This is a genomic window from Mycobacterium sp. DL (assembly GCF_039729195.1).
In the GTDB taxonomy this organism is placed as follows: domain Bacteria; phylum Actinomycetota; class Actinomycetes; order Mycobacteriales; family Mycobacteriaceae; genus Mycobacterium; species Mycobacterium hippocampi_A.
This window is the reverse complement of record NZ_CP155796.1, coordinates 5,277,503-5,300,273: the sequence shown is the minus strand read 5'-3', so window position 1 is coordinate 5,300,273 and position 22,771 is coordinate 5,277,503. Positions and strand designations below refer to the sequence as shown.

Here is a 22,771-nt window from a genome sequence, read left to right as displayed (position 1 = left end):
ACGGACCGCACCATCGACACCGCCAGCGCCACCGGATGGCTGCGCGAGTTCGCCAGGATCATCGGCGAAAACGCCCAGTACCTCACCGATCTCGACGCGGCGGTCGGCGATGCCGACCACGGCATCAACATGGACCGCGGGATGAAGGCCGTGATCGCCGCCCTCGACGACGCCGCGCCGGCAGATCTACCGGCGCTGTTCAAGAAGGTCGGTATGACGTTGGTCAGTTCCGTCGGCGGTGCGAGCGGGCCGCTGTACGGAACGCTCTTCCTGAGGATGGCGCCGGCTTTCGGCGCCGACGCCGCGGACCCGGCCGAGTTCGCGAAGGCGCTACGCGCCGGCGTCGACGGGGTGGTCGCCCGCGGCCGCGCCGAGGCCGGCGACAAGACGATGTTCGACGCGTTGGCCCCTGCGCTGGACGCGTTCGACGGCGCACTGGCGGCGGGCAAGGACCTCGCGTCCGCACTGACCGATGCGTCCGCGGCCGCCGAGAAGGGCCGCGACGGCACCGAATCGATGGTCGCGCGCAAGGGCAGAGCGAGCTACCTCGGGCAGCGCAGCGTCGGCCACATCGACCCCGGCGCCACCTCCTCGGCGATGCTGATCGCCGCTGCGGCAACCGCTTTCGGAGCCAGTGGATGAGCGCCCCCGGGTTGGTCGGACTCGTCGTCGTCTCACACAGCCGGGCTCTGGCCCGCGCGGCGGTCGCACTCGCGCAGGAGATGGTGCACGGCAGGCAGGTGAAGATCGCCATCGCCGCCGGCCTCGACGACACCACGTTCGGGACCGACGCGACACAGATCGTCGAGGCCATCACCGTCGCCGAACAGGGCGCGGGTGTGGTGGTACTGATGGATCTCGGCAGTGCCGTGCTCTCCGCCGAACTCGCACTGGACCTGCTCGATGACGAGCTGCGTGCGGGAGTGGTCTTGTGCCCGGCGCCGCTCGTCGAGGGTCTTGTGGTTGCCGCGGTGGCGGCGGCCGGCGGCGCCAGCGCCGACGAGGTGGTGGCCGAGGCGACCGGCGCGCTTGCCGGCAAGATCGGCCATCTGCATCCGGTGTCCGCGTCCGAGGCCCTCATCGATGCGCCTGCTGGGACCGACGAACTGACCGGCAGCTTCCTCGTCGAGAATCCCCACGGCCTCCACGCGAGGCCGGCGGCGCGACTCGTCCAGGAAGCGCGCAAACGCGACGCGCGCGCATTCATCCGCAATCGCTCGACCAATTCGGAATGGGTGGGCGCGGGAAGTCTCTCCAAGATCGCGACGCTGGGCGTGCGCAGCGGCCACGAGGTCGAGGTGCGGGTCGCCGGCAGCCAGGCGGCCGAAACACTCGACCACATTCTCGCCCTCGCAGCCCGGCACTTCGACGAGCCGCTCACGCAGACACCCGAGGTGACGGCGAGGGTAACGCCGCCCCAGGCGCCCGTGGGCGCATCCCCCGGCCTGGGTATCGGGCCGGCACGATCCGCCCGGCTACAGCCGATCACGATTCCCGACACCCCCGCCGAAGACCCCACCACCGAATGGCGTCGGGTGAGCAAGGCGATCGCCGTTGTCCGGCGCACCATCAGCGAGCTCCGCACCCGCACCGCCCGCGAGGTCGGCGAGGTCGAGGCGGCGATATTCGATGCCCACCAACTCTTTCTCGACGACACCGAACTGCTCGACGCTGTCCACGCCCGCATCGACGGTGGTGAGTCGGCGGTGGCGGCGTGGTCAGCGGCGGTGACGGCGCTGGCGGCGGAGTTCGCGGCGCTGCCCGATCCGTATCTGAAGGCCCGAGCGGAGGACGTCACCGCGGTGGGCGACCAGGTGCTGCGGGCCATGCTCGGCTCGGTGGCCTCGTCGGCGAACGCCACCGGGGTCCTCATCGCCGCCGACCTCACACCGGCCGAAGCCGCCGAGCTTCCGCGCGATCAGGTGGCCGCCGTCGTGCTGGCCTTTGGCAGCCCGCACGCCCACAACGTCATCCTGCTGCGCGCCAAGGGAATTCCCGCGGTCGTCGGCGCCGGACCCGCGGTCCTGAGCATCGCCGAGGGAACTGTGGTCGCGGTGGACGGGACCAGCGGTGAGTTCGTCATCGACCCGCCCGAGGATGTCCGCCGACAATTCGGCGACCGAGTAGCTGCGCTGACACTTCGCAAGAACGCGGCCCGTGCGAGGGCCACCGAACCGGCGATCACCACCGACGGGATCACCGTGCGGGTCGGCGCGAACCTCGGTTCGGTTGATGACGCCAGGGCCGCCGTGGCGGCCGGGGCCGACTACGCGGGACTGATCCGCACCGAGTTCCTGTTTCTCGGCCGTCCCGAGGCCCCGGACGTCGAGGAACAGACCGCGGTGTACCGCAAGATCGCCGAGTCGATGGACGGCAGACGAATCACGCTGCGCACCTTGGATATCGGTGGGGACAAACCGTTGGATTTCCTGCCCACCCCGGCAGAGATGAACCCGTTCCTCGGCGTGCGCGGCATCCGGCTGTCGCTACACCATCCACAGTTGCTGTCCGATCAGCTGCTGGCGATGGCGCGGGTCGCGCACCAGACCCCGGTCAGCGTGATGTTCCCGATGGTGAGCACCCTCGACGAACTGTTCGCCGCGCGACGCCTGCTCGACGAGGCGCTCGCGGCGACCGGGTCGCAGCGCCCCCCGGACCTCGAGGTCGGGATGATGGTGGAGGTGCCCGCCGCGGCGCTCAAGGCCGCCGCATTCGCGCCCCACGTCGACTTCTTCTCGATCGGCACCAACGACCTCACCCAGTACGCACTGGCCGCCGATCGCAACAACGACGCGGTCGCGACGATCGGCGACACCTTCGACCCCGGCTTGCTCGCGCTGATCCGCAGCACCTGCCGGGGCGCCGGAGACCGGGTTTCGGTATCGGTCTGTGGAGAGTTCGCCGCCGACGAACGGGCCGCCGGGTTGTTGATCGGTTTGGGTGTCGACGCGTTGTCGGTCTCCCCGCCGGCGATCGCCACGACCAAGGATGCGGTCCGGGCACTGGACAGTCGCGAGGCGGCCGGTGCCGCGACGGCGGCGTTGGCGGCCGACAGCGCCGCCGCGGTGCGTGACCAGCTGACGCCCACGCCTCGGGGCTGACCGACCGCCCGTGCCACCGCGACCTTCGATGTCGCTTTTCCGCCAGTGATGTCGGTGGCGACGTGTAATTGTCAATGGCATGCACACCGATTTCGACCGTTGTCTCCGAGCCGTCCAATCCAAGGACGCCCGGTTCGACGGTTGGTTCGTGACCGCTGTGCTCACCACGAAGATCTACTGCCGACCCAGTTGCCCGGTCCGGCCACCGTATGCCCGCAACATGAGCTTCTACCCGACAGCGGCCGCGGCTCAGCGGGCCGGATTCCGGGCGTGCAAGCGGTGCCGGCCGGACGCTTCGCCTGGTTCGCCCGAATGGAACGTGCGCGGTGACGTGGTCGCCCGGGCGATGCGACTGATCGCCGACGGCACGGTCGACCGCGACGGCGTGACCGGGCTGGCGGCCCGCGTGGGATACACCGTGCGCCAACTCGAGCGGCTGATGCAGGCGGAGGTGGGAGCGGCGCCTCTGGCGCTGGCAAGGGCGCAACGGACCCAGATGGCGCGGGTTCTGATCGAGACGACCGAGACGCCGTTCAGCGACGTCGCGTTCGCAGCCGGTTTCTCCAGCATCCGCCAGTTCAACGACACCGTGCGCACGGTGTGCGACCTGACGCCGACACGGTTGCGCCAGCGGGCCCGGACCCGCGTCGACAGTGGGGATTTCCTCGGTACCGGCGCCATGTCGCTGCGGCTCCCTGTGCGTGCACCCTTCGCCTACGAGGGACTCTTCGGTCATCTGGCGGCCAGCGCCATCCCCGGCGTCGAGGAGGTCCGCGACGGCACCTATCGGCGCACACTGCGATTGCCGCACGGCACCGCGATCGTCAGCCTGCGACCTCACCCCGATCACGTTCGATGCCAACTGGTGGTGGACGACTTCCGTGACCTGTCCGCGGCGATCGCGCGGTGTCGGCGGCTCCTCGACCTGGATGCCGACCCCGAGGCGGTGGTCGATGCATTGAGCGCCGATGAGGGCCTCCGCGCATTGATCACCAAGGCGCCCGGCCAGCGCATCCCGCGCACGGTCGACGAGCATGAACTGGCGATCCGGGTCGTACTCGGGCAGCAGGTGTCGATGCAGGCGGCACGAACCCACGCCGGCAGGATCGTCGCGGCGTACGGTCATCCGATCGCCGACGCCGGCGGTGAACTGACCCATGTGTTTCCCGAAGCCGATGCACTGTCGGACATCGATACGAGGCATCTGGCATTTCCGCGATCCCGGCAACGAACGTTGACCACGTTGATCGCCGCCATCAACAGCGGGGAGGTCGTGCTCGATTCAGGGTGCGACTGGAACTCGGCGCGGGCCCAGCTGCTGAGCCTTCCCGGGATCGGCCCGTGGTCGGCGGAGATGATCGCGATGCGGGCCCTCGGTGACCCCGACGCGTTTCCCGCCACTGATCTGGGGGTCACTGTCGCGGCGCGACAACTCGGGTTGCCTGCGACGCCCAACCTTCTCGTCGAACGCAGCAGCCGCTGGCGGCCATGGCGAGCCTATGCCACGCAACACCTTTGGACCGCACTCGACCACTCTGTCAATGAGTGGCCACCTAGGGAGAAATAATGGACAACGTGCACTATCGGATGGTCGACAGTCCTGTCGGCACACTGACACTTGCCGGTCATGAGGATCGGCTCAGCCATCTGCGGATGGTGGACCAGACCTACGAACCGGACCGAGCCGACTGGGTCCGCAGAGACAACGCATTCGCCGATGCCGCCGAACAACTCGAGGAGTACTTCGCCGGCGAGCGGACGGAGTTCGACCTCGAACTGAATCTGGTCGGCACTGCTTTCCAACGGCGCGTGTGGGCGGCACTGCTGACGATCCCTTACGGCCAGACGCGATCCTATGGGCAGATCGCCGCACAACTCGGCGCTCCCAAAGCATCCCGCGCGGTGGGACTCGCCAACGGCCACAACCCCATTGGCATCATCGTGCCGTGCCATCGGGTGATCGGAGCGAATGGAAGCCTCACCGGATATGGCGGCGGCCTGAATAGAAAACGGGTGCTTCTCGACATGGAGAAGCAGAAAGCCTCGCCGGCTCCTCCAACGCTTTTCGATTGATCAATATGCTTTTCAATTGATCAACAAGATAGAGAAATGCCTCTGCCCCCCAATAGAATTGGGGGGCAGAGGGCTTTAAATTGTGTTCGGCGGTGTCCTACTTTTCCACCCGTGTGGGTAGTATCATCGGCGCTGGCAGGCTTAGCTTCCGGGTTCGGGATGGGTCCGGGCGTTTCCCTGCCGCTATGTACCGCCGTAACTTTATTTTCACTCGTTTTTGAGTGCCGCCCCCGCGTGGTGTGGGGGTGGAAGTGTTTTTGGTGGTGGGGTGTGAATCGTGGTTGATTCTGGTGTGGATTGTGTGGTTGCGAGGTTTTGTTGTTGTTGTAAGTTTTCGGCCGGTTAGTGCCAGTTCCCTGCGCCCATTACTGGGTTTCTAGGTCTGGTCTATCGATCCCGTGGTCTGCGGGGGGCCTTATCCCACTTAAATGGGTGAGAAGCCTGGTCTTGGAGGGGGTTTCCCGCTTAGATGCTTTCAGCGGTTATCCTGTCCGAACGTGGCTATCCAGCGGTGCCCCTGGTGGGACAACTGGTGTACCAGAGGTTCGTCCGTCCCGGTCCTCTCGTACTAGGGACAGGTTTCCTCAAGCTTCTGACGCGCGCGGCGGATAGAGACCGAACTGTCTCACGACGTTCTAAACCCAGCTCGCGTGCCGCTTTAATGGGCGAACAGCCCAACCCTTGGGACCTGCTCCAGCCCCAGGATGCGACGAGCCGACATCGAGGTGCCAAACCATCCCGTCGATATGGACTCTTGGGGAAGATCAGCCTGTTATCCCCGGGGTACCTTTTATCCGTTGAGCGACACCCCTTCCACTCGGGGGTGCCGGATCACTAGTCCCGACTTTCGTCCCTGCTCGACATGTACGTCTCGCAGTCAAGCTCCCTTGTGCACTTACACTCAACACCTGATTGCCGTCCAGGTTGAGGGAACCTTTGGGCGCCTCCGTTACTTTTTAGGAGGCAACCGCCCCAGTTAAACTACCCGCCAGGCACTGTCCCTGAACCGGATATACGGTTCGAGGTTAGAGGCCCAATACGATCAGAGTGGTATTTCAACAACGACTCCACAATCACTGGCGTGACCGCTTCACAGTCTCCCACCTATCCTACACAAACCGTATCGAGCACCAATACCAAGTTGTAGTGAAGGTCCCGGGGTCTTTTCGTCCTGCCGCGCGTAACGAGCATCTTTACTCGTAATGCAATTTCGCCGAGTCTATGGTTGAGACAGTTGAGAAGTCGTTACGCCATTCGTGCAGGTCGGAACTTACCCGACAAGGAATTTCGCTACCTTAGGATGGTTATAGTTACCACCGCCGTTTACTGGGGCTTAAATTCTCAGCTTCACCCCGAAGGGTTAACCGGTCCTCTTAACCTTCCAGCACCGGGCAGGCGTCAGTCCGTATACATCGTCTTGCGACTTCGCACGGACCTGTGTTTTTAGTAAACAGTCGCTTCTCACTGGTTTGTGCCACCCCCTTCCGCTGCCCACCGCGAAGGTGTTGACGGTGTGGGGGTCCCCCTTCTCCCGAAGTTACGGGGGCATTTTGCCGAGTTCCTTAACCATAGTTCACTCGTACGCCTTGGTATTCTCTACCTGACCACCTGTGTTGGTTTGGGGTACGGGCCGTGTGTGTGCTCGCTAGAGGCTTTTCTCGACAGCTTAGGATCACCGAATTCGCCTCAATCGGCTATGCATCACCTCTCAGGATATGCGAAACCCGGATTTACCTAGGTTTCTCCCTACAGGTTTACCCCAGTATTACCACTGACTGGTACGGCTACCTTCCTGTGTCACCCCATCGCTTGACTACTACCAGCGAAGGTTCCGCGCAGCCCCACAACCCCATTGACCCGAAGGTCGCCGGTGATCGTGGTTTTGGGCGGTTAGTACCGCTGATTCATCAGGGACGCCTACACACGGGTACGGGAATATCAACCCGTTGTCCATCGACTACGCCTGTCGGCCTCGCCTTAGGTCCCGACTCACCCTGGGCGGACTGGCCTGCCCCAGGAACCCTTGGTCTTTCGGCGGGCAAGGTTCTCACTTGCCTTATCGCTACTCATGCCTGCATTCTCACTCCCACACCCTCCACCACTAGATCACTCTGCGGCTTCACCGGATGCAGGACGCTCCCCTACCCAGCACACACAACGTGTGTGCTGCCGCGGCTTCGGCGGTGTGCTTGAGCCCCGCTACATTATCGGCGCACAATCACTTGACCAGTGAGCTATTACGCACTCTTTCAAGGGTGGCTGCTTCTAAGCCAACCTCCTGGTTGTCTTCGCGACTGCACATCCTTTTCCACTTAGCACACGCTTAGGGGCCTTAGCCGGCGATCTGGGCTGTTTCCCTCTCGACGCACGGAGCTTATCCCCCGCCGTCTCACTGCCGCATTACACCGTGTCGGCATTCGGAGTTTGGCTGACGTCAGTAACCTTGTGAGGCCCATCGGCCATCCAGTAGCTCTACCTCCGACACGAACACTGCGACGCTGCACCTAAATGCATTTCGGGGAGAACCAGCTATCACGGAGTTTGATTGGCCTTTCACCCCTACCCACAGCTCATCCCCTCAGTCTTCAACCTAAGTGGGTTCGGGCCTCCACAACATCTTACTGCTGCTTCACCCTGGCCATGGGTAGATCACTCCGCTTCGGGTCCAGAACACACCACTACACCAACCCCTGCGGATTGGATACGCCCTATTCAGACTCGCTTTCGCTGCGGCTACCCCACACGGGTTAACCTCGCGACATGTCCCTGACTCGCAGGCTCATTCTTCAAAAGGCACGCCATCACCCCACAACAAAGTCGAGGGCTCTGACGGATTGTAAGCGCACGGTTTCAGGTACTATTTCACTCCCCTCCCGGGGTACTTTTCACCATTCCCTCACGGTACTAATCCGCTATCGGTCACTGAGAAGTATTCAGGCTTACCGGGTGGTCCCGGCAGATTCACAGCAGATTCCACGGGCCCGCTGCTACTCGGGGAAACATTCCACAGGAGCTGTCAAGTTTTCGTCTACGGGGCTCTCACCCACTACGGCAGACCATCCCAGGCCACTTCAACTAACCCAACAGTTTCTTACTCCTGCCCATCACGGCGGTGATGAGAAGAAACGCCCCACAACACCGCACACACAACCCCCGCCGGGTATCACATGCACACGGTTTAGCCATCCTCCGCTTTCGCTCGCCACTACTCACGGAATCACAATTGTTTTCTCTTCCTACGGGTACTGAGATGTTTCACTTCCCCGCGTTCCCCCCTGCACCCTATGTATTCAGATGCAGGTGACACAACATCACTCGTGCCGGGTTTCCCCATTCGGACATCCTCGGATCCACGCTCGGTTGGCAGCTCCCCGAGGCATATCGCAGCCTCCCACGTCCTTCATCGGCTCTCAGTGCCAAGGCATCCACCATGCGCCCTTAAACACTTACAACACAAAACCAAAAAAATGAGTCATCACCCACACACCACACCCACCCCCGAAAGGGCAGACATCATGTGCGGGTATCAGAAAAATTTGCATTACAACAAAAACACACAACACACAGCTGTGCATTTTCGATGCTCGCAACCACTATCCACAAATCAAACACCACACCCCACCACCAAAGCCGGGGCAACAACAAGACCCCCACCCCCCACAAAACCCGGGAAGTGAAGGCCGGCACACGAACCCTCCAACGAGGGCCCGGGCCGCGGGCTTGTTGTCTCAAAGCCCAATAGTGTGTCTGATGATCCTCGGCACCGGTATTTCCCTACCGGCACCCTAAGTCTGTTGTCGTGCACCAGACCCTGAAACCCACTACAGGCCAGGGCCATCCAACGAATCGCTGCGCTTCCCCGAACCCCCACACGATGTGGGCGGGCCGCAGTCTCGTGGTGCTCCTTAGAAAGGAGGTGATCCAGCCGCACCTTCCGGTACGGCTACCTTGTTACGACTTCGTCCCAATCGCCGATCCCACCTTCGACGGCTCCCTCCCACAAGGGGTTAGGCCACCGGCTTCGGGTGTTACCGACTTTCATGACGTGACGGGCGGTGTGTACAAGGCCCGGGAACGTATTCACCGCAGCGTTGCTGATCTGCGATTACTAGCGACTCCGACTTCACGGGGTCGAGTTGCAGACCCCGATCCGAACTGAGACCGGCTTTCAAGGGATTCGCTCCACCTCACGGATTCGCAGCCCTTTGTACCGGCCATTGTAGCATGTGTGAAGCCCTGGACATAAGGGGCATGATGACTTGACGTCATCCCCACCTTCCTCCGAGTTGACCCCGGCAGTCTCTTACGAGTCCCCACCATAACGTGCTGGCAACATAAGATAGGGGTTGCGCTCGTTGCGGGACTTAACCCAACATCTCACGACACGAGCTGACGACAGCCATGCACCACCTGCACACAGGCCACAAGGGAACTGATATCTCTACCAGCGTCCTGTGCATGTCAAACCCAGGTAAGGTTCTTCGCGTTGCATCGAATTAATCCACATGCTCCGCCGCTTGTGCGGGCCCCCGTCAATTTCTTTGAGTTTTAGCCTTGCGGCCGTACTCCCCAGGCGGGGTACTTAATGCGTTAGCTACGGCACGGATCCCAAGGAAGGAAACCCACACCTAGTACCCACCGTTTACGGCGTGGACTACCAGGGTATCTAATCCTGTTCGCTCCCCACGCTTTCGCTCCTCAGCGTCAGTTACTGCCCAGAGACCCGCCTTCGCCACCGGTGTTCCTCCTGATATCTGCGCATTCCACCGCTACACCAGGAATTCCAGTCTCCCCTGCAGTACTCCAGTCTGCCCGTATCGCCCGCACGCCCACAGTTAAGCTGTGAGTTTTCACGAACAACGCGACAAACCACCTACGAGCTCTTTACGCCCAGTAATTCCGGACAACGCTCGCACCCTACGTATTACCGCGGCTGCTGGCACGTAGTTGGCCGGTGCTTCTTCTCCAGGTACCGTCACTTGCGCTTCGTCCCTGGCGAAAGAGGTTTACAACCCGAAGGCCGTCATCCCTCACGCGGCGTCGCTGCATCAGGCTTGCGCCCATTGTGCAATATTCCCCACTGCTGCCTCCCGTAGGAGTCTGGGCCGTATCTCAGTCCCAGTGTGGCCGGACACCCTCTCAGGCCGGCTACCCGTCGTCGCCTTGGTGAGCCGTAACCTCACCAACAAGCTGATAGGCCGCGGGCCCATCCCACACCGCAAAAGCTTTCCCCCACCAGACATGCATCCAGCAAGGTGTATTCGGTATTAGACCCAGTTTCCCAGGCTTATCCCAAAGTGCAGGGCAGATCACCCACGTGTTACTCACCCGTTCGCCACTCGAGTACCCCGAAGGGCCTTTCCGTTCGACTTGCATGTGTTAAGCACGCCGCCAGCGTTCGTCCTGAGCCAGAATCAAACTCTCCAAACAAAAACAACCCAACCCAAAGATCAGGTGCATTCGAATCAGAACAAGCCTGAAACCAACAAACAGACACCAAAACCGGCATCCAAAAAAACAACGTCATGCCCCCAAACGGGAAAATGCGGACACAACAAAAAACAACAAACAAAAACCACCAAACACACTATTGAGTTCTCAAACAACACACCCGGTTTTCAGGCAACCCTGCCACTGTACTGCATGTGACCAGGGAGGTCAAACCTCGTCCGTCCGGTCTTTCGACCGGGGCCGTTGGCTTCTGTCGAAATACTACGCTCTGTCGGGCCTAAGTCCCAAATCTCCAGTACACGACCCGATTTGAGGTTGCGGAGGCTACGTCACCCGCTCGATCTCCGCGCCCAGATCGACCAGATTTTCCACGAAGTTCGGGTACCCGCGGTCGATGTGAAAGACGTCGTGCACCTCGGTGTCACCATCGGCGACCAGTCCGGCCAACACGAGTCCGGCGCCGGCGCGGATGTCCGAGGACCACACCGGGGCACTGGACAGCTGCGGTATCCCCCGCACGACCGCATGGTGGCCGTCGGTCCGGGCATCGGCCCCGAGCCTGATCATCTCCTCGACGAACCGGAACCTGGCTTCGAAGACATTCTCGGTGATCATCGACGTGCCGTCCGCGATCGCCGCCAGGCCGATGGCCATCGGCTGCAGGTCGGTCGGGAACCCCGGGAAGGGCAGCGTCGCGACGTTCACCGCCTTGGGCCGTTCGTACTGCACCACGCGGAAGCCGTCGTCGGACTGTGTCACCGTGGCTCCGGCATCGTGCAGTTTGTGAAGCACCAACTGCAGGTGCTGCGGATCCACACCGGTGACCGAGATGTCCCCGCGAGTCATCGCCGCCGCGATGCCCCAGGTCGCCGCCACGATCCGGTCGCCGATGACCCGATGCTCGGTGGGATAGAGCCGGTCGACACCGGTGATCGACAAGGTGGATGACCCGGCGCCGGTGATGTGGGCGCCCATCTGACTGAGCATCGTGCACAGGTCGACGACATCGGGTTCGCGGGCAGCGTTGTAGATCGTGGTCACGCCCTCGGCGAGGACCGCAGCCATCAGAATGTTCTCGGTCGCCCCCACCGAGGGGAACTCCAACTGGATCTCGGCCCCGCGCAGGTGGTCGGCCTCCGCGACCACACAACCGTGCTCGATGTTGCACCGCGCACCGAGCAGGCGAAGCCCTGTCTGATGCATGTCGAGTGGGCGGGAGCCGATGGCGTCGCCGCCGGGCAACGCAACTTTTGCGCGCTTGCAACGGCCGACCAGCGGACCGAGGACACACACCGATGCGCGGAACTGACGGACCGCGGCGAAGTCCGCGTCGTACTTCAGCTCGTCCGGTGAGGTGACGATGACGACGTCACCGTCGAGTTCGACGGTGGCGCCGAGTCCCCGGAGCACCTCGGCCATCAGCGGCACGTCGAGGATGTCGGGGCAGTTGGTGATGGTGCTCGTGCCCTCTGCCAGCAGCGCGGCCGCCATCAGCTTCAACACGCTGTTCTTGGCGCCCCCGACGGCAACTGCGCCCGATAACCGGCTACCACCGGTCACTACGAAACGCTCGCTCACCCGGGTCAGTGTAAACAGCGCCGACGGCCGTGTCAGTTTGCAGCGCCCTGCGCAGGGACCCACACCGGTACGGTTTCCTCATGGCTGTACACCTGACGCGCATCTACACCCGGACCGGCGACGATGGCACCACCGGGCTGAGCGACTTCAGCAGGGTTTCCAAGAACGACGCCCGGCTGGCGGCATACGCCGACTGTGACGAGACCAACGCCGCAATCGGTGTCGCCGTCGCACTGGGTGACCCTGATCAGCGAGTTCTCGACGTACTGCGGCAGATTCAGAACGATCTGTTCGACGCGGGTGCCGATCTGTCGACACCTGTGGTGGAGAACCCCGAGTATCCGCCCCTTCGCATCAAGCAGAGCTACATCGACCGCCTCGAGTCGTGGTGCGACGAGTTCAACGAGCCGCTGCCGGCGCTGACCTCGTTCATCCTGCCGGGCGGAACCCCGCTCTCAGCGCTGCTCCATGTAGCGCGCACCGTGTCGCGGCGAGCGGAGCGATCGGCATGGCACGCGATGGACACCCATGGTGATTCGATCAGCGTGCTGCCGGCGAAATACCTCAACCGGCTGTCGGATCTGCTCTTCATCCTGTCCCGGGTGGCGAACCCCCAGGGGGACGTCCTGTGGCACCCGGGCGGGCAGAGTCAGTAGGTACGGCGCCGGGCCCTCGGCGACGGCCGCGACTCCAACCACGAGGTGAAAGCCGTCAGCGCGCCCCGATCGAGGGCGATCTCGTAGCCGCGCCCGCTTTCCGGCGCGACATCTTGAAGCTCGAGAATGACGATCTCTTCGGTCATGATGTCGAACTCGTCACCGCGCGGAGACCGTCGCGACACGATTTCCAGACCTCGTCGGCTCAGTGTTCGATCGGGCCACCAACGCATGCTGGACAGCCGATAGAAACCGGCTTCGCCTCCGCGGTATCGCATCACGCCGTGCCGCCAGCCGTGGCCGCCGACTGCGGGGACGTCGCGAAGTATCGCCGCCGTACCGCCGACTTGCCGCAGCTTCCACAGCCGGTAGCTCAGCGCTGCCACCACGACCAGGAGCACACCGATCAGCGCGACCATGAACAGCACGGACGCGCTCATCGGCCCGCCTACTAGTCGATCTGACCCAGAGCGCGAAGCCGCGCCCTGCCCCATGCCGCGGTGCTCTCGTCGTCCGATTCCGAGTCCTGCTTCGCATCGTCGGCGTTGATCTCCGACTCGAACTCGGCACGCTCGACCAGGATTCGGACGGCTTCGTCGGTGACCGACAGGAATCCGCCTTCGACCGCAATCCGCAGGTCGTCCTCACCCTCGCGCTCCACACGAACCATCGCGTCGTCGACAAGTTCGGCAACCAACGGGATGTGGCGCGGCAGGATGCCGATTTCGCCGGCGGTGGTGCGGGTGAACACGAACGTGGCTTCACCCGACCACAGCTCGCGCTCCACTGCGACGATCTCGACGTTCAGTTCGGCCATGTCACACCACCTTTCGCAGCTGGATGGTCATCACAACTTGGCGCCGAGGCTCTCTGCCTTCTTGGCCAGATCGTCCAGTCCACCGATCAGGAAGAACGCCTGCTCGGGAAGGTGGTCGAAATCGCCCTTGCTCAGCTTGTCGAACGCCTCGATGGTCTCCTTGAGCGGCACCGTCGAACCGGGCTGACCGGTGAACTGCTCGGCCGCCATCATGTTCTGGCTCAGGAAGCGCTCGATCCGGCGCGCCCGGTTGACCAGCTGCTTGTCCTCTTCGGACAGCTCGTCGACACCGAGGATGGCGATGATGTCCTGGAGATCCTTGTAGCGCTGCAGGATCCGGATGACTTCCTGCGCCACCCGGTAGTGCTCGTCGCCGACGACCGCAGGATCCAGGATCGTCGAGGACGACGCCAGCGGGTCCACTGCCGGGAAGATGCCCTTGGAGAACACATTTCGGCTGAGTTCCGTCGTGGCGTCCAGGTGGGCGAAGGTGGTTGCCGGCGCCGGGTCGGTGTAGTCGTCGGCGGGCACGTACACAGCCTGCATCGACGTGATCGAGCGACCGCGCGTCGAGGTGATGCGCTCCTGCAGCTCACCCATCTCGTCGGCCAGCGTGGGCTGGTAGCCCACCGCGGACGGCATACGGCCGAGCAGGGTGGACACCTCGGAACCGGCCTGGGTGAACCGGAAGATGTTGTCGATGAACAGCAGCACGTCCTGCTGCTTCTCGTCGCGGAAGTACTCGGCCATCGTGAGTGCCGAGAGTGCCACCCGCATACGGGTGCCGGGCGGCTCGTCCATCTGGCCGAACACCAGAGCGGTGTCCTTGAGCACGTCGGCGTCGGCGAGCTCGACCCAGAGGTCGTTGCCCTCACGGGTGCGCTCGCCCACGCCGGCGAACACCGAGGTACCACCGAAGTTGCGGGCGATGCGGTTGATCATCTCCTGGATCAGCACGGTCTTGCCCACGCCGGCACCGCCGAACAGGGCGATCTTGCCGCCACGCACGTACGGGGTGAGCAGGTCGACGACCTTGAGGCCGGTCTCCAGCATCTCGGTGCGGGGCTCGAGTTCGGCGAATGGCGGCGGCTTGCGGTGGATTGACCAGTGGTCGAAGTCCTCGCCGTAGCCGGGCTCGTCCAGGCAGGCACCCAGGGCGTTGAAGACGTGACCCTTGACCCCGTCACCGACAGGCACCGAGATGGACTTACCGGAGTCGGTCACCTCGACACCACGGACCAGACCGTCGGTAGGCTGCATGGAGATGGTGCGGACCAGGTTGTCCCCGAGGTGCTGGGCGACCTCGAGGGTCAGCGTCTTGGCCAGGTCCCCGTAGGTGATCTCCGTGTTCAGGGCATTGAACAGCTCGGGTACCGAACCCCGCGGGAACTCGACGTCGACGACCGGCCCGGTGATACGTACGACGCGACCGGCTGTTCCGCTCTTGCTGTCGCTCTTGGTGTCTTCTGCGGTAGCAGTCATTTCCTCTTCGCTTCCTACGGGGCTTCTGTGTTCGATTTGGGTGGGCGTCAGGCGTCGGCGAGCGCGTTGGCGCCGCCGACGATCTCACTGATTTCCTGGGTGATCTGGGCCTGACGTTCGCGGTTCGCCATCAGGGTCAGGTCCTTGATCAGGTCGTCGGCGTTGTCCGAGGCCGACTTCATGGCGCGGCGCCGCGATGCGGACTCCGACGCGGCCGACTCCAGCAGCGCCGCGTACACGCGGGTCGCGACGTAACGCGGGAGCAGTGCGTCGAACAACGTCTCCGGGTCCGGCTCGAACGAGAAGAGCGTGCGGGGCCCGTCGTCCTCGGGTTCGTCCTCGACGTACTCGACGACCATCGGCGCGATCCGCCGCGCGACCGCAGACTGCGAAAGCATCGACCTGAATTCGGTGAAGACGATGTGCAGTTCGTCGACACCGAGGATGCCGTCGTCGCCGGCATCATCGCCCTCGTCGTCGGCGCCGGACATGAACGCCGTCACCAGGGTGTCGGCGATTTCGCGGGCGTTCTCGTAGGTGGGCCGCTCGGAGAACCCGGTCCAGGATTCGGTCACCTCACGCTGGCGGAAGTTGTAGTAGCCCAGAGCTTTCCGCCCGACGACGTACACCTCCGGCTTCTTGCCCTCGTCGCGCAGCAGCGCGAAGAGCTCCTCGGACTGCCGCAGCACGTTGGCGTTGTAGGCTCCGCACAGCCCGCGGTCCGACGACACCACGAGCACGCCCGCCCGCTTCGGATTCTCCCGCTGCACAAGCAACGGATGATCGAGCGCGCTGGCACTGGCAAGCTCGGTGAGCATGCTGGTGATCTCGGTGGAATAGGGCCGAGCCGCCTGGACTCGGGCCTGGGCCTTGGCGATTCGCGAGGTTGCGATCAGTTCCTGGGCCTTGGTGATCTTCTTGATCGACCCGGCGGAACGGATGCGCCCGCGAAGTTCGCGCAGTGTTGCAGCCATCTAGCTCTCCTAGACCTCTCTCACGTAGATGAAGTCGGTCTACTTTTTGGGGGCCGGCTTGCGGACCTTGACGGATTCCTTCTCGACGTCTTCCTCGTCCATGGCCTCAGTCTCGGCCTCGTTCACGACCACCGAACTGCCGTCGGTAGCCGAGAAGCCCTTCTTGAACTCGTTGATGACGTCGGTCAACTTCTTCTCGGCCTCCTCGGAGAGCTTCTTGGACTCCCGAATCTCCTTGAGGATCTCGTCGTGTGATGCTTTGACGTGTTCGAGAACCTCGGTCTCGAAGCGCGAAACATCCTCCACCGGAACTGAATCGAGGTGACCCTTGGTACCGAGGAAGATCGCGACAACCTGATCCTCGACCGAGTACGGCGTGTACTGCGGCTGCTTGAGCAGCTCGACCAGCCGGGCGCCACGCTCCAGCTGCGCCTTCGACGCCGCGTCCAGATCTGAGGCGAAGGCGGCGAACGCTTCGAGCTCACGGTACTGCGACAGCTCCAGACGCAGCGAGCCCGCAACCTCTTTCATGGCCTTGATCTGGGCCGCACCACCAACACGGGACACCGACACACCGACGTTGATGGCCGGCCGCACACCCTGGTTGAACAGATCGGATTCCAGGAAGCACTGGCCGTCGGTGATCGAGATGACGTTGGTCGGGATGAACGCCGAGATGTCGCTGGCCTTGGTCTCGATGACCGGCAGCCCGGTCATCGATCCACCGCCCAGTTCGTCGGACAGCTTCGCGCAACGTTCCAGGAGCCGCGAATGCAGGTAGAACACGTCACCGGGGAAGGCTTCGCGGCCCGGCGGACGGCGCAGCAGCAGCGAGATCGCGCGGTAGGCGTCGGCCTGCTTGGACAGGTCGTCGAACACGATGAGGACGTGCTTGCCGTCGTACATCCAGTGCTGACCGATGGCTGAGCCGGTGTACGGCGCAAGCCACTTGAAGCCGGCAGCGTCGGAAGCCGGCGCGGCGACGATGGTGGTGTACTCCATCGCGCCACCCTCTTCGAGAGCGCGCTTCACGCTGGCGATCGTGGTGCCCTTCTGACCGATCGCGACGTACACGCAGCGCACCTGCTGCTTCGGGTCACCGGTCTCCCAGGCTTGCCGCTGGTTGAGGATCGTGTCGACGCAGACCGCGGTCTTGCCGGTCTTGCGGTCGCCGATGATCAGCTGGCGCTGCCCGCGACCGATCGGGGTCTGCGAGTCGATGGCCTTGATGCCGGTCTGCAGCGGCTCCGAGACACCCTGGCGTTGAATCACCGACGGTGCCTGCAATTCGAGCACGCGGCGGGTGTCCGACTCGATGTCGCCCTGGCCGTCGATCGGCTGACCGAGAGGGTTGACGACACGTCCGAGGAACGCGTCGCCGACCGGGACCGAGAGCACCTCACCGGTGCGCTTGACCTGCTGTCCCTGTTCGATCTTCTCGAAATCACCGAGGATCACGACGCCGACGCTGTGCTCATCGAGGTTCAGCGCCACACCGAGGACACCGCCGGGGAACTCCAGGAGCTCCTGGGTCATCACCGAAGGTAGTCCCTCGACGTGGGCGATGCCGTCGCCCGCGTCGATGACGGTGCCGATTTCCTCGCGTTCGGATTCGGCGGTGAAGGAGGAGACGTAGTCCTCGATTGCACCCTCGATGTCAGAAGCCGAGATTGTCAACTCTGCCATGGCTTTTCGTCTTCCTGCCTTTACGTTTGTTACTGCTCGAGTTCGAGTCAGGTCAGTCCGGAAGCCCTGTGCGGGCCGCTTCCAACCGGGATGAGATGGAGCCGTCGATGACTTCGTCACCGACAGCGATCAGGAGCCCACCGAGCACGGCGGGGTCGATGTTCAGCTGAACCGACACCGGGTGGCCGTAGATCCGGCTCAGCACCTCCGTCAGACGCGTGGCTTGTTCGTCGGACAGGTCCGCCGCAGCGGTGACCTCGGCAACGACCTCGCCACGCCGTGCGACAGCGAGCTCAGCAAGCTCGTTCACGGCGACTTCAGCGGGTTCACCGCGAAGCAGTTCGACGGTCTGCGTCAACAGTGCCGCCGCGGTGGCGTTCACCCCGCCGCCGGAGTCGAGCACGTTCTGCAACAGGCTGACCCGGCGCTCGGTAGGCACCATATGGTCAGACAGCAGCCTGCTCAACCGCGATTCGTTGTCGAGGACCCGACCGAACCGGAACAACTGCTCCTCGACCTCTTCGGCCTGGCCATCCCGCTCCGCACGCACCAGAAGTGCGAGCCGGGCGACATGCTCGACAGCGTCGATGAGGTTCGCTTCACTCGACCAACGCTGCGAGACGGCGGTGTTGAGGAGTTTCAGCGTGTTGGCGTCGACCTTGTCGGTGAACAGCCGCTCCACCATCTGCACCTTCGCGGCCGACTCTTCGGTCGGCTGGGCAAGAGCCTTGTTCAGTGCCGGCTCATCGAGAAGCAACTTCGCGACGGCAGGCAGGTTCTCTGCAAGCGCGGTCAGGGTCTCGGCGTCGGCACCATCGGTGACCGATTCGAATTCCTTGACGAGCGCAGCCAGCGCGTCGCGGCTCGCCGCCCGCAGGTTGAGAGTCGCTCCCGCCGTCAGCACTGCCGGCGACGGTGCCATGTCATCGAGTTCGTCGAGGAACTTGTCGACGATCGACGACTGGGCCGCCGGGTCGGCGACGAAGTTGCGGACGAGGTCCTCGGCCTTCTGCACGGATTCGACACCGAGGTTCTGGCGAAGGCCACGGATCGTCTGCTGCCGAAGCAGCTGAACCTGCTGCTCCCCTTGCGCTTTGATCCGCTCGGCGTCGGTCGCGGCCTGCTCACGCAGTTGCTCGACGATGCGCGCAGAATCCGCACGAGCTTCGTCGGTCACCTTGGCGCCGTCGGACTTGGCGTCCTCGAGTGCCTTGGCGTGCATCTGGTCGGCGTTGGCGAGTTTCTCCTCGGCGGACTTGCTCTCCTCGAGCGCAACCCGCACCGCCTCCTGCTGCTGGTGCATCATCTTGCGGACCAGCGGCACGACGTACTTCCACACCAGGAAGCCGATGATGGCGAAACCGACGAGGTTTCCGATCAGAGTCGACATCAGCGACCACCACCCGATGTGGACGGCGACGATGAGGCTGTCACCTCAACCCCCAGAATTCGGCTGGCCAGAGTGGAGGACAGATCCCCCACCGACGACTCCAGCTGGCTCGATGTCGCTTCAGCATTCTGCGAGAGCTCGTTGTTGGCGCTCTCCAGCTGCTGCGCGACTTCGTCTCCTGCCTCGGCACGCTTGGCATCGACGACCTTGCGCCCCTCGGTACGTGCCTCGTCACGGATGCTGGATGCCTCACCTCGTGCGGTGGCCATCGCCTGCTGGTAGTCGGCGCGAGCAGCCTCGAGCTGCTTGGCCGCTTCCTTGTTGTCCGCGGCTGTCTTGGCCAGCATGGCTTCACGTTCGGCCAACACCTTGCTGACCGGCGGAACCACCCATTTGGCAATCACGCCGAGCACCACCAGGAAGATCAACAGCACGACGAAGAACGTGCCGTTGGGGAGCAGGAAGTTGCTTGTCTCCCCGACGTCCTCCACCGCCAGAATGGTTGCGCTCAGTTCACCCATGTCGCTGTATTAGCTGACCGGGGTGGCGAAGACGAACAGAGCCATGAACGCCAGGTTGATGAAGTACGCCGCTTCGACCAGACCGACGGTGATGAAGAACGGAGTGAACAGTCGGCCCTGGGCTTCCGGCTGGCGTGCGATGCCCGAGATCAGCGCATTACCGGCAACACCGTTACCGATACCGGCACCGATAGCGCCGCCCGCCATGATCAGACCACCGCCGATGAGCGCGCCGGCAGCGATTGTGGGATCCATTCCTTATCCTCCTTGATAACTGGCAGTAGTGACTACCAGGGTCTTTGCGTTTCTAACGGGTCGAGATTCGTTGTGCTGAACTGTGCTTCGAGGGTCGTCCGGTCTCGTCAGTGGTGGTCGTCCTCGTGATCGAGCTCCATTGACTGCCCGAAGTAGAGGATCGTCAACAACGAGAAGATGAACGCCTGGATGAGGCCAATGAACAGGTCGAAGGCCTTCCAGATCGCGTTGGGCGCCCACAGGATCCACGCCGGGAACATCGCGATCAGCCCGATCATGATGCTGCCGGCAAAAATGTTGCCGAAAAGTCGCAGTGACAACGAGATGGGCTTCGCGATCTCCTCGACGAGGTTGATCGGCGCGAGGAACGCCACGTGACCCTTGAGCAGCTTCGCGGGGTGGCCGAGGAAGCCACGACGCCAGATCCCCGCCGCGTGGTAGGCGATGAACACGAACGCCGCCAGCGCGAAGACGAAGTTGACGTCGGCAGCCGGGGGCTTGAGGAGCTCGTGCTCGAGGCCGTCGCTGCCGGTGTACTGCACGGGCAGCACTGCTATCCAGTTGGCGATCAGGATGAAGGTGAACAGGCTGACCGCCAGCGGCAGGATGAAGGGGGCGATCTTCATCCCGATCGCGCTCTCGACCTGATTGCGGAACTGAATGGTCACGGTCTCGAAGAACAGCTGGACACCACCTGGGACACCGGTCGAGGTGACCTTCGCCCGCAGGATGAACGCCAGCACCAGCACGACCGCGGCCGCGATCGCCGTCGACAACACGGTGTCGACATTGACCGTCATACCGAACCACTCCTGCTCGGTGTGGTGGCCGACCTGGAGAGCCAGGATTTGTTCGCTCATCTGTTGATGATCCTTCAGTGCTTATCCGTCGTTGGATGTAGTAGGCGCTTGAGCTGTCAGTGGGTCCTCGGGGTCCTCGCCGGCGCGCAACTTCTTGAGCACCGGCAGCGAGGTGGTGAGCACCAGGATGACCTGGAACAGTGCCAAGCCGAACAGCACCCCGAGGCCCTGCGGCCGGAACACGAACGCGATGGTCAGCCCGACAGCGGTGATGACCAGCAACCGGGTGGCGGAGTTGAGCGCCATCTGACTCTTCAGGGGATGGTCCTTGGCGGTGATCGCCTGGACGGCCCGTCGAACCAGCAGCGCATTGAGCAAGCCGAGCGCCAAGCCGACGCCGAAGAACACCCCGAACATCGGGTAGCCCAGCACTGCTGCGATGGCGACCGCGGTGGCGGTGATCGCTGCGCAGATCGCGGAGAGAACCACAGGCCTGAATGCCACGGCGGGCAACACCAACGGCGCTTCGTGCGCTGGCGTTGTCACTGAGTTCACCTCGATCTCGCGGTCACGAGGACTACTGTCCCGTCATTCCTGTGCGTGGCGGTCCGAGCGTATCGGACTGCCAGGAGCACGCTGGAATCACCCAAGGGTCAGTATCCTTTGTCGGTCGTTGTTCCATGCCGATCGGCGATGTACCGAGGGGCACGGGGGCCGGCAACCCGCGAGGTTCATTCGGGTTCTGCGAAGACCCTAACACATGGTTAGGGGCCTAAATCGGGCCTACTACTTTTTGTCGTATACATCGTCGAAGGACCCGTTCCGACGCCCCAGAAGCGGGATCAGGGTCGCCACGATCGCGACCAGGATCGCCCCCGCCATGACCCCGGCGGTGTACCGCGGGTCGAAGAAGATCGTGCTGGCCGCGCCGAGCGCCACGATGCCGACCCACAGGTAGATGATCAGCACCACCCGCCGATGGGAATGCCCGATCTCCAGCAGCCGGTGATGCAGATGCATCTTGTCGGGGCTGAACGGGCTCAGGCCCGCACGGGTCCGTCGGATGATCGCCAGCAGCATGTCCAACGCCGGTACGAACATGACCGCCACGACGAGGAGGAACGGCGACAGCAGCGCGAAGACGTCGCGGGCCCCGTACGCCGTCTGGGAGATCGGGCCTGCCGCGGTCGTCGACGCAGCGGCGAGCATCAGGCCGATCAGCATCGAACCCGAATCGCCCATGAAGATCCGGGCTTTGTGGAAGTTGTGCGGAAGGAAACCGAGGCAGGCGCCCGCGAGCACGACCGAGATGACGGCGGGCGGGTAGAACAGCACGTCGCCGCCGTGGTCGCGCAGCAGTCCGACCGAGAAGATGCAGATGGCCGACGCCGTGATCAGACCGAGCCCCGCGGCCAGGCCGTCGAGACCGTCGACGAAGTTCATCGCGTTGACGATCGCCACCGTCAGCGCCAACGTCAGCAGGATCGACGAGACCTGGTCGAGCACGATGGTGCCCACGCCGCCGATCGGTATGTAGAGCACGCTCCACGCGACGCCCATCGTGACGAGGACACTCGCCGCGGTGATCTGGCCCGCGAATTTTGTCAGCGCGTCCAGCCCCCACCGGTCGTCGATCAGGCCGACGAGCATGATGAGCCCGCCTGCGACCACCACCGCAGGCATCCCCGAGGAGTAGACGAAACCGCGGGTCAATGCCGGAAGCTGGGAGGCCAGCAGCACCGCGGCCACCACTCCGAGGTACATCGCCAGGCCGCCCATGCGCGGGGTCGGCTGCAGGTGCACGTCACGCTCGCGCGGGTAGGCCACCGCGCCCCAGCGCGTCGCCACCACCCGCACCCAACCGGTGGCCAGGTAGGTGATGATCGCGGCGGTCAATCCGACCAGCGCCAGCTCTCGCAACGGGACACCGGCACCCTGTTCGGAGAGTGCCATCAGGCTCTCCGACATGGGCGCCGTCGTCATCGCC

17 protein-coding genes and 3 rRNA genes are annotated in these 22,771 nt (G+C 63.5%); 5 read left to right on the top strand and 15 right to left on the bottom strand.

From position 1 onward, the window contains the following. Positions 1-12: 12 nt before the first annotated feature. The 4 genes from dhaL to ABDC78_RS25330 all read left to right on the top strand — a co-directional run bounded on the left by dhaL (position 13) and on the right by ABDC78_RS25330 (position 5,174). On the top strand, positions 13-642 hold the full coding sequence (dhaL, locus tag ABDC78_RS25345; protein ID WP_178357245.1) for a dihydroxyacetone kinase subunit DhaL: 630 nt from the start codon (positions 13-15) through the stop codon (positions 640-642). Next, entirely contained in the window at positions 639-3,101 is a 2,463-nt protein-coding gene (gene ptsP / locus ABDC78_RS25340; protein ID WP_178357203.1) for a phosphoenolpyruvate--protein phosphotransferase, read from the top strand. Before dhaL ends, ptsP begins: the two co-directional genes overlap by 4 nt. A gap of 79 nt (positions 3,102-3,180) precedes the next feature. Then, on the top strand, positions 3,181-4,668 hold the full coding sequence (locus ABDC78_RS25335) for a DNA-3-methyladenine glycosylase 2 family protein (RefSeq protein WP_178357204.1): 1,488 nt from the start codon (positions 3,181-3,183) through the stop codon (positions 4,666-4,668). Continuing rightward, on the top strand, positions 4,668-5,174 hold the full coding sequence (locus tag ABDC78_RS25330; protein WP_178357205.1) for a methylated-DNA--[protein]-cysteine S-methyltransferase: 507 nt from the start codon (positions 4,668-4,670) through the stop codon (positions 5,172-5,174). Before ABDC78_RS25335 ends, ABDC78_RS25330 begins: the two co-directional genes overlap by 1 nt. A gap of 84 nt (positions 5,175-5,258) precedes the next feature. Here the strand turns inward: ABDC78_RS25330 and rrf are convergent. From rrf to murA, 4 genes are all read right to left on the bottom strand, one after another. After that, positions 5,259-5,372: ribosomal RNA gene (rrf, locus tag ABDC78_RS25325) — 5S ribosomal RNA — on the bottom strand. 124 nt (positions 5,373-5,496) lie between these two features. Next, positions 5,497-8,626: ribosomal RNA gene (locus ABDC78_RS25320) — 23S ribosomal RNA — on the bottom strand. A 457-nt stretch (positions 8,627-9,083) separates the two neighbouring features. Then, a 16S ribosomal RNA gene (locus ABDC78_RS25315) occupies positions 9,084-10,604 on the bottom strand. The 16S, 23S and 5S rRNA genes sit together here, the layout of an rRNA operon. A gap of 345 nt (positions 10,605-10,949) precedes the next feature. After that, complete coding sequence (gene murA, locus ABDC78_RS25310; RefSeq protein ID WP_178357847.1) at positions 10,950-12,203, bottom strand: UDP-N-acetylglucosamine 1-carboxyvinyltransferase; 1,254 nt, start codon at positions 12,201-12,203, stop codon at positions 10,950-10,952. A gap of 80 nt (positions 12,204-12,283) precedes the next feature. On the opposite strand from murA, the gene ABDC78_RS25305 reads away from it, so the two are divergent. Then, a complete protein-coding gene (locus ABDC78_RS25305; protein ID WP_178357848.1) occupies positions 12,284-12,859 on the top strand; it encodes a cob(I)yrinic acid a,c-diamide adenosyltransferase in 576 nt (191 codons plus the stop codon). Here ABDC78_RS25305 and ABDC78_RS25300 read toward each other — a convergent pair. The 11 genes from ABDC78_RS25300 to ABDC78_RS25250 all read right to left on the bottom strand — a co-directional run bounded on the left by ABDC78_RS25300 (position 12,853) and on the right by ABDC78_RS25250 (position 22,767). Then, positions 12,853-13,299 carry a DUF2550 domain-containing protein gene (locus tag ABDC78_RS25300; RefSeq protein ID WP_178357849.1) on the bottom strand — a complete coding sequence of 149 codons (447 nt, stop codon included), beginning with the start codon at positions 13,297-13,299 and terminating at the stop codon, positions 12,853-12,855. The two genes, ABDC78_RS25305 and ABDC78_RS25300, sit on opposite strands and share 7 nt — an antisense overlap. A gap of 11 nt (positions 13,300-13,310) precedes the next feature. Continuing rightward, the gene (locus ABDC78_RS25295; protein ID WP_178357850.1) at positions 13,311-13,676 is read right to left on the bottom strand and encodes a F0F1 ATP synthase subunit epsilon; all 366 of its coding nucleotides are present in this window, start codon (positions 13,674-13,676) and stop codon (positions 13,311-13,313) included. Between the two features lie 30 nt (positions 13,677-13,706). After that, positions 13,707-15,158: a F0F1 ATP synthase subunit beta gene (gene atpD, locus ABDC78_RS25290; RefSeq protein WP_178357851.1), complete on the bottom strand. Its 1,452-nt coding sequence runs from the start codon at positions 15,156-15,158 to the stop codon at positions 13,707-13,709. Between the two features lie 47 nt (positions 15,159-15,205). Beyond that, positions 15,206-16,132 (bottom strand): F0F1 ATP synthase subunit gamma, encoded by a 927-nt coding sequence (locus ABDC78_RS25285; RefSeq protein ID WP_178357852.1) that lies wholly within the window; start codon positions 16,130-16,132, stop codon positions 15,206-15,208. Positions 16,133-16,171: 39 nt separating this feature from the next. Further along, a complete protein-coding gene (atpA, locus tag ABDC78_RS25280; RefSeq protein WP_178357853.1) occupies positions 16,172-17,818 on the bottom strand; it encodes a F0F1 ATP synthase subunit alpha in 1,647 nt (548 codons plus the stop codon). A gap of 52 nt (positions 17,819-17,870) precedes the next feature. Next, positions 17,871-19,208, bottom strand: coding sequence for a F0F1 ATP synthase subunit B/delta (locus tag ABDC78_RS25275; protein ID WP_178357854.1), 1,338 nt, complete (start codon positions 19,206-19,208; stop codon positions 17,871-17,873). Next, positions 19,208-19,729: a F0F1 ATP synthase subunit B gene (locus tag ABDC78_RS25270; protein ID WP_178357855.1), complete on the bottom strand. Its 522-nt coding sequence runs from the start codon at positions 19,727-19,729 to the stop codon at positions 19,208-19,210. The genes ABDC78_RS25275 and ABDC78_RS25270 overlap by 1 nt, the downstream gene beginning before the upstream one ends. A 9-nt stretch (positions 19,730-19,738) precedes the next feature. Further along, on the bottom strand, positions 19,739-19,984 hold the full coding sequence (locus ABDC78_RS25265; protein ID WP_178357856.1) for a F0F1 ATP synthase subunit C: 246 nt from the start codon (positions 19,982-19,984) through the stop codon (positions 19,739-19,741). Positions 19,985-20,091: 107 nt separating this feature from the next. After that, positions 20,092-20,844 (bottom strand): F0F1 ATP synthase subunit A, encoded by a 753-nt coding sequence (gene atpB / locus ABDC78_RS25260; RefSeq protein ID WP_178357857.1) that lies wholly within the window; start codon positions 20,842-20,844, stop codon positions 20,092-20,094. Positions 20,845-20,865: 21 nt separating this feature from the next. After that, entirely contained in the window at positions 20,866-21,330 is a 465-nt protein-coding gene (locus ABDC78_RS25255; RefSeq protein WP_178357858.1) for an ATP synthase subunit I, read from the bottom strand. Between the two features lie 240 nt (positions 21,331-21,570). After that, on the bottom strand, positions 21,571-22,767 hold the full coding sequence (locus tag ABDC78_RS25250) for an MraY family glycosyltransferase (RefSeq protein WP_178357859.1): 1,197 nt from the start codon (positions 22,765-22,767) through the stop codon (positions 21,571-21,573). Positions 22,768-22,771: the final 4 nt, after the last annotated feature.